The following is a 13,500-nucleotide window of genomic DNA, read 5'->3' as shown; positions in this document are numbered from 1 at the left end:
GTCGTCGCTGGGCGGCCCTTTCCGGGTCAGCTTCGGTGCAGCAGTGCCTTCATGGCCGCGAGCAGCGTCGCCTCGGGATCGGGCACGGCGCCGGCCGACCGCCAGGCCACGAAGCCGTCCGGGCGTACGACCACGGCGCCTTCGGCCGTCGTGCCGTGCAGCTCGGCCCAGTCGACGCCGGTCTCGGGGACGAGATCGGCGTCCGGCCCCTCGCCGATCCGGTACGCCGGGAGGGTGACGGACAGCTCCTTGGCGACGCGCAGCGCGGCCTCGTACCAGGCCTGGTCGCCGTCGGCTCCGGTCAGCACTACAAAGGTGCGCTCGTACAGGTCCAGGGTGGACACCTGCCGGACACTGCCCGGCCGGTGCAGCCACATGTGCGGGGCGCGGCTGCCGGGCTCGCCGGTGATCTGCATCCGCTCGGGTACGACGGACAGTTCGGGGTCGGCGCCGAGGACCGCGCCGCGCGGGTAGCGGTAGCCCATGGCCACCGTGAGCATCCCGCTCTGCCTGCCGCCGACCATGTTCGGGGCGGGAGCGTAGCCCGGGTGGCTGTGCTCCGCCGATCGGGCCGAGGCGCGGGCGCTCGTGGCCTTGGCGACCGGCATCCGCTCGGCCTCGTAGGTGCCCAGCAGTCCGGGCCCGGCGGAGCCGTCCAGGGCCAGGGCGAGCTTCCAGGCGAGGTTGTGCGCGTCCTGGATACCGGTGTTGGAGCCGAACGCCCCGGTCGGCGACATCTCGTGGGCGGAGTCGCCCGCGAGGAAGACCCTGCCGTCCGCGTACCGCTCGGCGACGCGCTCCGCCGCGTGCCAGGGGGCCTTGCCGGTGATCTCGACGTCGATGTCGGGGGCCCCGGTCGCCTTCCGGATGTGGGCGATGCAGCGCTCCTCGGTGAAGTCCTCCAGGGTCTCGCCGAGGTCGGGCTGCCAGGGTGCGTGGAAGACCCAGTTCTCCACGTTGTCCACCGGCAGCAGCGCGCCGTCCGCCTCGGGGGCGGTGAGGTAGCACACGATGAAGCGCCGGTCGCCGACGACGTCCGCGAGCCGGCGCGAGCGGAAGGTGATGCTCACGTTGTGGAACAGGGGCCCCGGGCCCGTCTGACCGATGCCGAGCTTCTCGCGGATGGGGCTGCGAGGTCCGTCGGCCGCGACCAGATAGTCCGCGCGCACCGTGCGGCGCTTTCCCGTCTCGCGGCTCTCGATGACCGCGGTGACTCCCCGGGCGTCCTGCTCGAAGGACTTGAGCTCGGTGGAGTACCGCAGGTCGCCGCCGTTCTTGCGGGCGCACTCCAGCAGCACCGGCTCCAGGTCGTTCTGGCTGCACACGCACCACCCGGACGGGCTGAACCGGGCCACTCCGCCGCCGGGGTCGATCTCCTTGAGCAGCCACTCGCCCTCCTCGGCGAGCGACGGCGTCTGGAGAATGCCGTGGTTGTCGGCGAGCACGGACGCGGCTTCGTGGATGAGAGGTTCGGCACCGGCGACCCGGAACAGCTCCATGGTGCGGACGTTGTTGCCGCGTCCGCGGGGGTGTCTCGAGGTGCTCGCGTGCCGCTCGACGAGCATGTGCCCGACACCGAGGCGCCCCAGGAACAGCGATGTGGACAGACCCACCAGGGATCCGCCCACGATCAGGACCGGCACGCGGTCGTCTACGTGTTCTTCCATCAGTAGCTCCAGCTCCAGCCGCCGGTAGGGGGAATGGAGATTCCATGCCCTTGCGGGAGAGCCTCGATCGCCCCTTCACCCGCTTGGTTCACACATCTCGCGCCACCCGTGGTACCGGCCGAGGATCGAAGCCGGACAGCCCCATCGTGTCAGCGGTGACAGGCCGTCCGATCCGTCGGACCTCTCACTCCGAACCGCGGAGAGCCGGCTCCGTGCCACACGAGTGGCGCGGCTTCACTGTCTCGAAGGAGATGTGTGGAACATGACTACGCTGTCCGAACGTATATCTCAGTCGGCCTTCGACGGCTCCAGGCTGCGGGTTGTTCTCCTGCTTGACCTCCACGACGGCGCCCAGCAGCGCTTTCTCGAGGCGTACGAGCACATGCGCAACCAGGTGGCGTCGGTACCCGGCCACATCAGCGACCAGCTGTGCCAGTCGATCGAGAATCCCTCCCAGTGGCTGATCACCAGCGAATGGGAGAGTGCACCGCCGTTCCTCGACTGGGTGAACAGTGAGGAGCATGTGGAGACGGTCCGGCCGCTGCACAACTGTGTACGGGACACCCGGTCGCTCCGCTTCAGCGTTCTGCGCGAGACCGGCAGGCTCCACACCGGGGGCGTCGCACAGATCAGTGGTGGTCTGCAGCCCTTCCCCCGGGTGGGTGACGGTGTGGTGCGTCACGCGCTCACCTTCACGGTCAAGCCTGGAAGCGAGCCGATCGTCGCGGAGATCCTCGCGGGCTACACCTCGCCGGAGGCGAAGGTCGACGAGCACACCCGGCTCCGCCGTACCACGCTCTTCATGCACGGGAACCGGGTCGTACGCGCCGTCGAGGTGCAGGGCGATCTGCTCGCGGCCCTGCGCCACGTGGCCCGGCAGCCCGAGGTCCGGGCCGTCGAGGAGGCCATCAACCCTTACCTGGAGCAGGACCGGGACCTCAACGACCCGGATTCCGCACGAGTGTTCTTCACCCGGGCGGCGCTCCCGGCGGTGCACCACCTGGCGACCGCCGGCGAGGGGCACCCGGACGTGAAGCGGCACGCGCTGCTCTATCCGGCCAAGCCGGGCTGCGGCATGGCGCTCGCCCGGCTGCTCGCCCAGCAGGACGAGGCGGCGGCGGACGACCCGTCGGCGTGTGTCGACAGCAGCACCGTCTTCCAGCGCGACGACATTGTCGTCCGGCTGGTCGATGTGCGCGGCGACATCGACTCCGACCCGCTGCTCGCGCTCGGCGCGCACGGCCCGCGCAAGGCGGCCATGCTCGCACGGCTGCTCGACGACGACGCGGTCGGCAACGGTGAGCGGGCCTCGGAGGAGGACATGGCGCTCTTCCTCAAGAAGGCCGACATGCGCTTGATCACCGACCGCCGGGCCCCCTGACACCGCGACTGCCGGGCCCCGAACTCCGGCGCCAGGCGGTGCGGTGCGCGCACACCGCACCTCACGCACACCGCACCACGCGCACACCGCACCGCCGGCCCGCACGCCGGCACCACGCCACACGGCCACGTGGAGGAACCAGTCATGACCACACCCCATCGCATCGTCGACCTCAGCGAGACCCAGCCCAATCGCCGGCGCGGAGGCGATCTGCGCGCCATGCTCACGCCCACCGCGGTGGGCGCCACGAGCGGCTTCATGGGCCTGGCGATCGTGGAGCCCGGCGACCGCATCGGTGAGCACTACCACCCGTACTCCGAGGAGTTCGTGTACGTCGTCAGCGGCGAACTCGAGGTGGACCTGGACGACGAGACGCTCCCGATCCGGCCGGACCAGGGGCTGTTCATTCCGCCGTATGTACGGCACCGATTCCGCAACGTGGGCAGCACTGAGGCCCGGATGGTCTTCCACCTCGGTCCGCTGGCGCCCCGGCCGGAGCTCGGCCACGTCGACACCGAGGAGACCCCAGCCATGGAAGGCGCCGCACAGCACGTGCCGCCGGAACCGACAAGGACGGCTTCATGACCCGGCGAGTAGCCGTCACCGGCGTCGGCATAGTGGCGCCGGGAGGCGTGGGCATACCGGCGTTCTGGGACCTCCTGTCGAGCGGTCGTACCGCGACGCGCGGCATCACGCTCTTCGATCCGACGGGTTTCCGCTCGCGTATCGCCGCCGAGTGCGACTTCGATCCGGCGGCGCACGGCCTCGGCCCGGAGCAGACACAGCGCGGGGACCGGTACGTCCAGTTCGCGATGGTCGCCGCCGGGGAGGCCCTGCGCGACGCGGGGCTCGACCCGGAGCGCGAGGACCCGTGGCGCATCGGGGTGTCCCTGGGCACCGCGGTGGGCGGCACCACCCGGTTGGAGCACGACTACGTCAAGGTCAGCAGTTCGGGCCGGCGCTGGGACGTGGACCACAGTGAGGCGGAGCCGCATCTGCACCGGGCGTTCTCCCCCAGCGCCCTCGCCTCCGAGGTGGCCGAGCAGACCGGCGCCCACGGGCCGGTGCAGACCGTCTCCACGGGCTGCACCTCCGGTCTCGACGCGATCGGTTACGCGTTCCACGCGATCGAGGAGGGCCGGGTCGACGTCTGCATAGCGGGCGCATCGGACTCCCCGATATCCCCGATCACCGTCGCCTGCTTCGACGCGATCAAGGCGACCTCCCCGAACAACGACGACCCCGCCCATGCCTCGCGCCCCTTCGACGCGAACCGGGACGGATTCGTGATGGGCGAGGGCGGTGCCGTCCTCGTCCTGGAGGAGCTGGAACACGCGCGTGCCCGCGGTGCGCGGGTGTACTGCGAGATCGGCGGCTACGCCACCTTCGGCAACGCCTACCACATGACCGGTCTCACCCGGGAGGGCCTGGAAATGGCCCGTGCGATCGACAGCGCGCTCGACCACGCCCGTATCGACGGGTCGGACATCGACTACGTCAACGCGCACGGCTCGGGCACGCAGCAGAACGACCGTCACGAGACCGCGGCCGTCAAGGAGTCGCTCGGAGCGCACGCGTACGAGGTGCCGATGAGTTCCATCAAGTCCATGGTGGGTCACTCGCTCGGCGCCATCGGGGCGATAGAGATCGTCGCCTGCGTGCTGGCCATTGCCAACCAGGTGGTGCCGCCGACGGCGAACTACGAGACCCCCGACCCCGAGTGCGATCTCGACTATGTGCCACGCACCGCGCGCGCCCTCAAGCTGCGCAACGTGCTCTCGGTCGGCAGCGGCTTCGGCGGATTCCAGTCCGCCGTGGTCCTGACCCGACCAGGAGGGAGGACACGATGAGTCCTCGGCAGGACCGGCGTCCGGCCGTCACCGGAATCGGTGTCGTCGCCCCCAACGGGGTGGGCACCGACGCTTTCTGGAAGTCCACTCGCGAGGGCGCCAGCGTCCTCGACCACATCACCCGAGAGGGCTGCGGGCATCTGCCGGTCCGCGTCGCCGGAGAGGTCCGCGGCTTCGCTCCCGAGTCACTGGTCGAGGAGCGCTATCTCGTCCAGACCGACCGGTTCACGCATTTCGCAATGGCCGCGGCCGACATGGCCCTGGCCGATGCGCAGATCGCCCCCGGCGACTTCAGCGACTCACCGTTCGCCGTGGGTGTGGTCACCGCCGCCGGTTCGGGTGGCGGCGAATTCGGCCAGCGTGAGCTGCAGCGGCTCTGGGGACAGGGCTCGCGGTACGTGGGCCCGTACCAGTCCATCGCCTGGTTCTACGCGGCGAGCACCGGCCAGATCTCGATCCGCGGCGGGTTCAAGGGCCCGTGCGGTGTCGTGGCCAGTGACGAGGCGGGCGGTCTGGACGCCGTCGCGCACGCCGCCCGGGCCATCGGGCGGGGCACCGACGCCGTCGTCATCGGCGCGGCCGAGGCGCCTCTCGCGCCGTACTCACTGGTCTGCCAGCTCGGCTACCGGGAGCTCAGCACGATCGAGGAACCCGAGCGCGCGTACCGGCCCTTCACCTCGGAGGCCTGCGGTTTCGTGCCCGCCGAGGGCGGCGCGATGCTGGTCGTCGAGGACGAGTCGGCGGCACACCGCCGCGGGGTCCCGGTGCGGGCAGTCGTGGCCGGCCACGCGGCGACGTTCACCGGGGCCTCCCGGTGGGAGCAGTCCCGGGAGGGGCTGGCCCACGCGATCCGCGGCGCCCTGGCGGACGCCGAGTGCGCCCCCGAGGAGATCGATGTCGTGTTCGCGGACGCGCTCGGCATCCCGGCAGCGGACCGGGCCGAGGCGCTGGCGATCGCCGACGCCCTGGGCCCGCACTGCAAGCGCGTGCCGGTGACGGCCCCCAAGTCGGGCACGGGCCGGGCGTACTGCGGAGCACCGGTGCTGGACACGGCCGCCGCGGTGCTCGCCCTGCAGGACGGTCTCGTGCCGCCCACGCCCAATGTCTCCGACGTGTGCCACGACCTTGAGGTGGTGACCGGCAGGGCCCGCCCCGCCGAGCTGCGCACGGCCCTGGTGCTGAGCCGAGGACTCATGGGCTCGAACGCTGCGCTCGTGCTGCGGCACGGCGCCACCACCCCCTGATGAGAACGCGCGAGAAGGAGGACTCCTCATGACCACACAGATCACCAAACTGACCATTGAAGAGCTGGCCGCTCTGATGAAGAAGGGCGCCGGTATCACCGTCGATCCGGCGGAGATGGGCGGCCGGCCCGAGGCACGGTTCGACGAGTACGGCCTCGACTCGCTCGGTCTGCTGGGCATCGTGGGCGAGCTCGAGAACCGGTACGGCCGGGCGCTGCCCGCCGATGCGGACCGCTGCAAGACCCCCCGCGAGTTCCTCGACCTCGTCAACAACTCCCTCATGGCAGGAGCCTGAAGTGTCAGGTCACACCGAAAACCAGATCACCATCAACGCGCCGCTCGACCTCGTCTGGGACATGACCAACGACATCGAGAACTGGCCCCGGCTGTTCAGCGAGTACGCGTCCGTCGAGATCCTGGAGCGCCAGAACAACGCGACGACGTTCCGCCTGACCATGCACCCCGACGAGAACGGGAAGGTGTGGAGCTGGGTGTCGGAGCGCGTGACCGACCGCAAGGCGCTCACGGTCCGTGCCCGCCGCGTGGAGACCGGTCCCTTCCAGCACATGGACATCCGCTGGGAGTACCGGGAGACCCCGCAAGGCGTCCTGATGAAGTGGACGCAGGACTTCGCGATGAAGCCGGACGCCCCGGTCGACGACGACTGGATGACCGACAACATCAACCGGAACTCCCGCGTCCAGATGGAGCTCATCAGGGACAAGATCGAGCAGCGCGCCCGCGAACGCCAGACCGTCGCGGTCGCCACCGACTGATCCACACCGACCGAAGGGAACCCCCCTGATGCACCAGGCTCTGATCGTCGCCCGTATGGCACCGGACTCGGCTTCCGACATCGCCAAGGTGTTCGCGGCCTCCGACCGGGGCGAACTGCCGGGCCTCGTCGGGGTGACCCGGCGCACGCTCTTCCAGTTCGGCGACGTGTACCTGCACCTGATCGAGGCGGACCGGCCGCCCGGACCCGCGGTCGCCAAGGTGGCGGACCACCCGGAGTTCCGGGACATCAGCGACAAACTCTCCTCGTATGTGAGCGCGTACGACCCTCGGACGTGGCGGAGCCCGAAGGACGCGATGGCCCAGGAGTTCTACCGCTGGGAGCGCGGCGCGTGATCCGTCGCCCGGCTTGACCGTGCACGACGAGTCGCCGGCCCCGCGCGAGGAACGCGGAGCCGGCGAGGGGGAAGGGGGATGAGGGGGAAGGGGAAGGGGGAAGGGGAAGGGGGAAGAGGAGGGCGAGCCCCGGCCGTCAGGCGGGGGTGATGCTCTCGAACGCGTGCAGATACGCGTTGACGGGACGGACGTCGCCGACGATGAGACCGGCGTCCGCCATCCGGGTGACCATGCTCTCCCTGGTGTGCTTCGCCCCACCGACGTTGAGGAGCAGCAGCAGGTCCATCGAGGTGGTGAACTTCATCGACGGGGTGTCGTCGACGAGGTTCTCGATCACCACCACCCTGGCTCCCGGCCGGGCCGCCCGGACGACATTGCGCAGGGTCCTGCGCGTGCTCTCGTCGTCCCACTCCAGGATGTTCTTGATGATGTAGAGGTCGGCCTCGACGGGGATGGTCTCCCGGCAGTCGCCGGCGACGATCCCGACCCGGTCGGCGAGCGGACCGCCGGGGCGCAGCCGGGGGTCGGAGTTGGCCACGACACGGGGAAGGTCGAGCAGGGTGCCCCGCATATGGCCGTGCTTCTCCAGCAGGCTCGCCAGGACGTGCCCCTGGCCGCCGCCGATGTCCGCGACCGTGGACACCCCGGTGAGGTCGAGGAGTTCCGCGACGTCGCGGGCCGACTGGATGCTGGACGTGGTCATGGCCTGGTTGAAGACATGCGCCGATTCGTGCGCGTCCTCATGCAGATAGTCGAAGAACTCCTTTCCGTAGAGCCTGTCGAAGACGCTCTTCCCGGACCGGACCGCCTCGTCGAGGAGCGGCCAGGCGTCCCAGGTCCACGGCTCGGTGCACCAGAGGGAGATGTACTTCAGGCTCTGCGGGTCGTCCTCGCGCAGCATCCGGGACATCTCGGTGTGGACGAACCGGCCGTCCCCGGACTCCTCGAAGATCCCGTAGCAGGACAGGGCGCGCAGCAGCCGCCGCAGCGCCCTCGGCTCGGTGCGCACCGCGGCCGCCAGTTCCTCCGCGGTGGCCGGGGCGTCCCCGAGCGCGTCGGCGACGCCGAGCCTGGCCGCGGCGCGCACGGCGGCGGCGCAGGCCGCCCCGAACACGAGCTCCCGCAGCCGCATGGACGGCGGAGTGGCCGCCTCCTGCGGAGTGGTGGTGCTTACGGTCGTCATACCGCCTCGTTTCTCATGGTGTGGGGCCGGGCGTGCGCGCGCCCGGGTCAGCACATGCCCGCGGGTTCGGACACGCTGCAGAAGTTCCCGCCGAAGGCGTTGCCTTCGCCGGTGTCCCGGTTGGCGAGGTCGGGCGAGGTGTTGTACGCCAGCACGTTGTTCCTGATGACATTGCGGGAGTTGGGGGATCCGACGATGCTCTTGAAGAGCACGATGCCGCCGGCGAAGGGCGACGTGCCGGAGTGGCCCCAGATCAGGTTGCGCTCGACGACCGTCTGCTCGACGCCGGTGAGCACGATCCCGGCGCCCTGGATCTGGGGCAGCCGGGCCGTCTTGGGGCAGAACTTGTTGTTGTGGCCGAGCCGGTTGCCGCGTACGGCCAGGGCACCGGTGCGCGGCACGCCCTCGTCGCCGACGACGAACACGCCGGCGCAGTTGTCGGTGATGGAGTTGTACTCGACGACGAGGTTCCTCAGCCGCCTGATGGTGACCCCGACCCTGTTGCCCACGAGGCGGTTCCCGCTGACCAGCGCGCGCTGGGCGTCCTGGGCCCCGGCCTCGGTGTCGGTCGTGTTCGACAGGAAGATGCCGGACTCGGCGTTGTTGCGGGCCGTGTTGCCCCGGAACACCCCGGCGGTGGACCGCTCCTGGGCGATGCCCCAGTTGCCGTTCTGCTCGGAGATCACCTTGAGCACGCTCAGCCGGCTGGTGCGCGATGCCCAGATGCCGTTCTTCTGGAACGCCCTCACCGTCAGCGACTGGATCCGCACGCCGTCGACGGGCTTCGCGTCCGTTCCGGTCACACAGATCCCGTTGCCGGCCTTCGCGCAGGCGTCCGGGCCCGCGGCGGCGGGCGGCCGGATGACCGTCCGCCGTCCCGCCCCACGCAGGATCAGGCCCGGCTTGGTGACCGTCACGCTCTCGTAGTAGGTCCCGGGTGCGATGTCGACGACGGCCCCGGGCTGCGCGGCGTCCACCGCCGCCTGGATCGATTCCCCCGGACGGACGTCGTACGGGACCGCGGCATGGGTGGGCGCGGCCGCGCCCACCCCCGAGGCCACCATGAGAGCAACGCATCCGAGGTACGTGATCTGTCGTTTCGTCATGAGCCGAAGGTAGGACTCAATCGTGACGAATCGCCACATACCATGCGGTTACGGGCGTACGTGTCGTGGCCGAACGGCGGGCAGGCAGCGCGCGACGCCCGCTTCGCTCACGGGCTGCCCGCCTTGCTCACCAGTCCCCGTCCGCCACCGGCGAGCCGGGCTGTGGCGCGTCGCCGAGCGGCTTGATCTGGTGCGCGCCGGGCGGCTGCCACGGACTGTGGTCGTCTCCCAGCCAGTCGCCGACCGGCTTGACCCCGCTCAGCGGGTCCGCCGGCGCGAGATCGGTGCCGTCCTCGTCGTAGTAGTCGAACCAGGGCAGCCCGGCCCGCGTGTACGCGGCACGGTCGACGGGGGACGGCGGTGGCGCCTCACCGGTGATACGCCGCCATTCGGGCGGGGTCACCAAGTGGACGAACACCCGGCCGGACGGCTCGCCGGACCAGTCGGACAGGGGCCGGTCGTCCTGGTACACCTCCTGCATCATGGAGCCGCCCGCTCCCAGTCCCATGGCGGCCGGGGGCGGGGGCGGCCCGCCCGGCGTGGGAAGCGCCGAGGGCGCGGCCATGGCAGCGGGGTAGGCCGCTCCGTAGCCGCCGCCCGGTGCGGGGGGTGCACCGGGCGGGGCCATGGGCCCGCCGGCCGGCGGCGCGAACCTGGCCGCTGCCCGCCGGGCCCGTGCCTCCCGCTCGGCGCGGGCGCGCTGCTCCTCGCGCCAGGCGTGCAGCGCGGGCCCCGATAGTGCGTGCGCCTGGAGCTGGATGCCGCCCCAGGTCTCCTCGCCGGTGACCTGCCCCTCCACCGTGGCGCCGAGCCCCAGCGGGACCGCGACGAACTGACGCACCGTCCCACGGCCCGAGTTGATGCCGTCCAGCCACGGCTGCCGGGGCAGCACCACATAGTTCTGCGGGTCCCGGCCCAGCCTGCCGGTCCACCGTTCCCCCGACACGGCGCACACCTTCCCGACGCCGACCTGGAGCGCGGCGGGTTCGCTGCTGCCCGCGAAGCTCAGCCACATCGCCTCCCGCAGGTACACCGGCAGCAGCACCCCGCCCCGTGCCGGCCACTGCGGCGGCACGGTGCCGGGGTAGTCCTCGACGCGCCGGACCGGGAAGTCGCCGAGTCCGGGTGGCAGCGCATGCGTCCCGGACTCGGGCAGGCGCAGGGTCCTGACGAAGCGGACGCGTACACCACCGCCCAGCAGCAGGCTGTTGCCGTCGATCCGCACGGCATTCGTGACCATGGCGGACTCCCCCTCTTCTTCGGCGTCCTGTTCGCTGTTGACACGACCCGCCGCCGGTCACGGTTCCCGTTGTCCGAGGCGACGGGCACGAGCGGCGAGGTCGATGCTCAACCGGCCCACGACGCCCGCGACACTCGTGACGACGAGGGCGACAGGTACGCCCGGTAGTCCGTGCGGTGCCCCAGGGCCGGCAGGGGGTGGACGCGCCAGGTTCGGGCGTACGAGGGTGGCTGCTGCGCACCGGAGACGAGGACCGCGACCGGTTGCCGCAGGGCCGCGGCGGCGATGCCCGCCGGGGTGATGCTGCCGTCGTGTCCACCGGGCTGGCGGGAGGCGCAACCCGTGCGGAACGCCACGCGGATCGCCTCGTCCCCGGTGATCAGGCACGGCGGGCGCACTCCCTGGGCACGTAGCGCGGCGGCGATGCGGGTGTGGGCCGCCGTGTCGGTGCGTACGCGACGTACCACCGAGTCCAGGACCCGGTACTGGACCGCCAGATGTGCGACGACGGCCAGGACGACGAGCACGGCCACAGCGGGGCGCCGGGCGCGGGTCAGGCACTGTGCCACGGGCAGGGCCAGCAGTGCGTACGCCGGCAGCAGGAAGCGCGGCGCCGCGTAGTCGACGGTGAACAGATAGGGGGCCGCCAGTGACAGCCCGGTCACGGTGGCCATGACGATCTCGGTCCGGTGCCCGGACCGGACCGCGGCCCGCACTCCCGCGGCGACGAGCAGGGGCAGCGCCAAGAACCACACGGCGGTGACGGGGTGACGCCACGGCACGTCGCAGGGACGGCACAGGGTGCGCCCGCCCAGTGCGCGCACATGGTCGTCGATCGACATGTACCGGCCGAGGTGCCCCTGGATCTCGCTCGCCCGCCGCAGCCGCGCGAAGAGGCCGTCGTAACGGACGTACGCCTCCACGATCCACTCGGCGCAGCCAAAGAGCGCGGAGGCGGCGAGCACGACGAGCAGCAGCGGCCGACGCCAGGCGCGTACCAGCAGGGACCCGGCGGCGAGCGGCAGGACCAGCCAGAGCGCGTCGGTCGGCCGCATCAGCGCCATGAACGCCACGCCGGCGCCGAGCCCGATCAGCGCACCGCGGTCACCGGAGTCCCGGGCGGCGCGCAGGAAGCAGCCGACCGCAGTAAGTGCCCCGTAGGCGACCCAGAGATTGGGCATCGCCTGCGGGCCGTAGTACGCCGTGATCCAAAGGCCCGCGAAGAGCGCCCCGGCGACCGCGAGCACGGGGACGGGCAGCATCCGCCGCCACACCCACAGGGAGAGGAACAGTCCGCAGCCGGACAGCACGGCCAGGTAGACGCGGAGCGCCCCGACCGAGGTGGTCACCGCCGCGACCGGGGCGACGAGGTAGGTGATGCCCCGGGCCCGGGGCGCGCTGAAGAACGCCGCAGGGGCCTGCGGGCTGACATGGCTGACGTACACCGTTTCGTCCCAGCCGAGCCCCAGCCCGGGCACCACGAGGACCAACTGGACGAGGGTGAAGGCCGCGGCGACGACCGCGAGCAAGGGCAGTGCGCGGGCGGACCCCGGGGCCCGGAGGGCGTCCCGGGCACCGTGTACGCGCACCCGCCTCCGAGCGAGCAGACGTGGTTCCGGCATGTACTCCACGCTGTGGGGGTCCGGCGCTGTCCACCACGCACGCGTGGCACCCGGCCGAACGACGTGCCCGAACGGGTTGCCCGGACGGGCGGGGCGGCAGGTCCCGGGCCGCGCCGCTCCCTGGCTGGCTAGCATCCGCGAAGGTCAGCCCACGGATGAGCCGGAGGCCGTCATGCCACGCACACCCGCCTCGCCGCTGTCGGCGAACCGTTCGGCCCTCGGCCACAAGGTGCGTTATGCGCTGGGCCACCCCGGCCGGGTGCTGCCGTATCTGCGACGGACGTTCCGGGACGGCCTGCTGAGCGTCAGACATCGCGGGGACCATGTCGGGTACTACCGGGCGGTGATGGCGTCGGACACAGCCAGGAGCCCGGAGGCCGCGGTCGGCGGCAATCCGTCGCACGCGCGCTGGCTGGCCATCGGACAGATGCAGTTCGACTACCTGCTCGAGCACGGGCTGACGCCCCACGACCGGATGCTGGAGATCGGCTGCGGCAATCTGCGTGCCGGGTGGCGGTTCATCGAGCACCTCGATCCCGGTCACTACTACGGAATCGACATCTCGCCCAACATCCTCGTCGAGGCCAAGAAGACCGTGGTGCGCTACGGCATCCAGAAGAAGATGCCGTACCTCACTCCGGTCGACGATCTGACGCTCGACTTCCTTCCCGATGCCTGGTTCACCGTGGTGCACGCTCACAGCGTCTTCTCGCACTCGCCGCTGCACATCATCGATGAATGCCTGGCGAACGTCGGACGGGTGCTGGCCCCGGGCGGGTTCTTCGACTTCACCTTCGACCGGACCGAGGGGACCGAACACCATGTGCTGCGCGAGGACTTCTACTACCGCACGGAGACGCTGATCGGCCTGGCCGGGAAACACGGTCTGACGGCCCGCTTCATGGACGACTGGGAACGGCTGCCGCACGGCCAGTCCAAGCTCCGCGTCACCCATGTATGACAGGGCCCCCGCCCGGCGGTCTTAGGTTCTAACGATCACCGCAACACCCGACCTTCGGGGACGCGATGGCCTTCGAGATCCGAGAGATCCGGACACCGCAGGGGAAGAAGAAGCT

The 13,500-nt window shown here is 70.9% G+C and carries 13 protein-coding genes; 8 read left to right on the top strand and 5 right to left on the bottom strand.

Features of this window, described 5'->3' with window-relative positions; all coding sequences use genetic code 11:
• Positions 1-26: 26 nt before the first annotated feature.
• The gene (locus ACWCXB_RS26300; RefSeq protein ID WP_450726075.1) at positions 27-1,667 is read right to left on the bottom strand and encodes an FAD-dependent oxidoreductase; all 1,641 of its coding nucleotides are present in this window, start codon (positions 1,665-1,667) and stop codon (positions 27-29) included.
• Positions 1,668-1,929: 262 nt separating this feature from the next.
• Here ACWCXB_RS26300 and ACWCXB_RS26295 point away from each other — a divergent pair, with 262 nt between their 5' ends.
• The 7 genes from ACWCXB_RS26295 to ACWCXB_RS26265 all read left to right on the top strand — a co-directional run bounded on the left by ACWCXB_RS26295 (position 1,930) and on the right by ACWCXB_RS26265 (position 7,273).
• The gene (locus ACWCXB_RS26295; protein WP_450726073.1) at positions 1,930-3,048 is read left to right on the top strand and encodes a SchA/CurD-like domain-containing protein; all 1,119 of its coding nucleotides are present in this window, start codon (positions 1,930-1,932) and stop codon (positions 3,046-3,048) included.
• 144 nt (positions 3,049-3,192) lie between these two features.
• Positions 3,193-3,633 (top strand): cupin domain-containing protein, encoded by a 441-nt coding sequence (locus ACWCXB_RS26290; protein ID WP_450726072.1) that lies wholly within the window; start codon positions 3,193-3,195, stop codon positions 3,631-3,633.
• A complete protein-coding gene (locus ACWCXB_RS26285; RefSeq protein ID WP_450726071.1) occupies positions 3,630-4,898 on the top strand; it encodes a beta-ketoacyl-[acyl-carrier-protein] synthase family protein in 1,269 nt (422 codons plus the stop codon). Before ACWCXB_RS26290 ends, ACWCXB_RS26285 begins: the two co-directional genes overlap by 4 nt.
• A complete protein-coding gene (locus ACWCXB_RS26280) occupies positions 4,895-6,142 on the top strand; it encodes a ketosynthase chain-length factor (RefSeq protein WP_450726070.1) in 1,248 nt (415 codons plus the stop codon). Before ACWCXB_RS26285 ends, ACWCXB_RS26280 begins: the two co-directional genes overlap by 4 nt.
• 28 nt (positions 6,143-6,170) lie before the next feature.
• Positions 6,171-6,437, top strand: a complete 267-nt coding sequence (locus ACWCXB_RS26275; RefSeq protein WP_351224768.1) for an acyl carrier protein — start codon at positions 6,171-6,173, stop codon at positions 6,435-6,437.
• A 1-nt stretch (position 6,438) separates the two neighbouring features.
• Positions 6,439-6,918: an SRPBCC family protein gene (locus tag ACWCXB_RS26270; protein ID WP_450726068.1), complete on the top strand. Its 480-nt coding sequence runs from the start codon at positions 6,439-6,441 to the stop codon at positions 6,916-6,918.
• A gap of 28 nt (positions 6,919-6,946) precedes the next feature.
• Complete coding sequence (locus ACWCXB_RS26265) at positions 6,947-7,273, top strand: TcmI family type II polyketide cyclase (protein WP_450726066.1); 327 nt, start codon at positions 6,947-6,949, stop codon at positions 7,271-7,273.
• Between the two features lie 136 nt (positions 7,274-7,409).
• Here ACWCXB_RS26265 and ACWCXB_RS26260 read toward each other — a convergent pair whose 3' ends face one another.
• The 4 genes from ACWCXB_RS26260 to ACWCXB_RS26245 form a co-directional block, all read right to left on the bottom strand.
• Positions 7,410-8,456, bottom strand: coding sequence for a methyltransferase (locus ACWCXB_RS26260; protein WP_450726065.1), 1,047 nt, complete (start codon positions 8,454-8,456; stop codon positions 7,410-7,412).
• A gap of 47 nt (positions 8,457-8,503) precedes the next feature.
• Positions 8,504-9,562: a right-handed parallel beta-helix repeat-containing protein gene (locus ACWCXB_RS26255; protein ID WP_450726063.1), complete on the bottom strand. Its 1,059-nt coding sequence runs from the start codon at positions 9,560-9,562 to the stop codon at positions 8,504-8,506.
• Between the two features lie 127 nt (positions 9,563-9,689).
• Entirely contained in the window at positions 9,690-10,802 is a 1,113-nt protein-coding gene (locus ACWCXB_RS26250) for a hypothetical protein (protein WP_450726061.1), read from the bottom strand.
• A gap of 107 nt (positions 10,803-10,909) precedes the next feature.
• Entirely contained in the window at positions 10,910-12,424 is a 1,515-nt protein-coding gene (locus tag ACWCXB_RS26245) for a hypothetical protein (RefSeq protein WP_450726060.1), read from the bottom strand.
• A 172-nt stretch (positions 12,425-12,596) separates the two neighbouring features.
• Here ACWCXB_RS26245 and ACWCXB_RS26240 point away from each other — a divergent pair, with 172 nt between their 5' ends.
• On the top strand, positions 12,597-13,385 hold the full coding sequence (locus tag ACWCXB_RS26240; RefSeq protein WP_450726058.1) for a class I SAM-dependent methyltransferase: 789 nt from the start codon (positions 12,597-12,599) through the stop codon (positions 13,383-13,385).
• Positions 13,386-13,500: the final 115 nt, after the last annotated feature.

Source organism: Streptomyces sp. NPDC001514, from assembly GCF_053597075.1.
The sequence above is the reverse complement of the archived record's forward strand: the minus strand, read 5'-3'. Positions and strand labels throughout refer to the sequence as shown.

Excerpts from the sequence above, each read along its gene's own strand:
- ACWCXB_RS26250 (WP_450726061.1), bottom strand. The coding sequence starts at position 10,802 with ATGGTCACGAATGCCGTGCGGATCGACGGCAACAGCCTGCTGCTGGGC.
- ACWCXB_RS26300 (WP_450726075.1), bottom strand. The coding sequence starts at position 1,667 with ATGGAAGAACACGTAGACGACCGCGTGCCGGTCCTGATCGTGGGCGGA.
- ACWCXB_RS26295 (WP_450726073.1), top strand. The coding sequence starts at position 1,930 with ATGACTACGCTGTCCGAACGTATATCTCAGTCGGCCTTCGACGGCTCC.
- ACWCXB_RS26280 (WP_450726070.1), top strand. The coding sequence starts at position 4,895 with ATGAGTCCTCGGCAGGACCGGCGTCCGGCCGTCACCGGAATCGGTGTC.
- ACWCXB_RS26290 (WP_450726072.1), top strand. The coding sequence starts at position 3,193 with ATGACCACACCCCATCGCATCGTCGACCTCAGCGAGACCCAGCCCAAT.
- ACWCXB_RS26265 (WP_450726066.1), top strand. The coding sequence starts at position 6,947 with ATGCACCAGGCTCTGATCGTCGCCCGTATGGCACCGGACTCGGCTTCC.
- ACWCXB_RS26245 (WP_450726060.1), bottom strand. The coding sequence starts at position 12,424 with ATGCCGGAACCACGTCTGCTCGCTCGGAGGCGGGTGCGCGTACACGGT.
- ACWCXB_RS26240 (WP_450726058.1), top strand. The coding sequence starts at position 12,597 with ATGCCACGCACACCCGCCTCGCCGCTGTCGGCGAACCGTTCGGCCCTC.
- ACWCXB_RS26255 (WP_450726063.1), bottom strand. The coding sequence starts at position 9,562 with ATGACGAAACGACAGATCACGTACCTCGGATGCGTTGCTCTCATGGTG.
- ACWCXB_RS26285 (WP_450726071.1), top strand. The coding sequence starts at position 3,630 with ATGACCCGGCGAGTAGCCGTCACCGGCGTCGGCATAGTGGCGCCGGGA.
- ACWCXB_RS26260 (WP_450726065.1), bottom strand. The coding sequence starts at position 8,456 with ATGACGACCGTAAGCACCACCACTCCGCAGGAGGCGGCCACTCCGCCG.
- ACWCXB_RS26275 (WP_351224768.1), top strand. The coding sequence starts at position 6,171 with ATGACCACACAGATCACCAAACTGACCATTGAAGAGCTGGCCGCTCTG.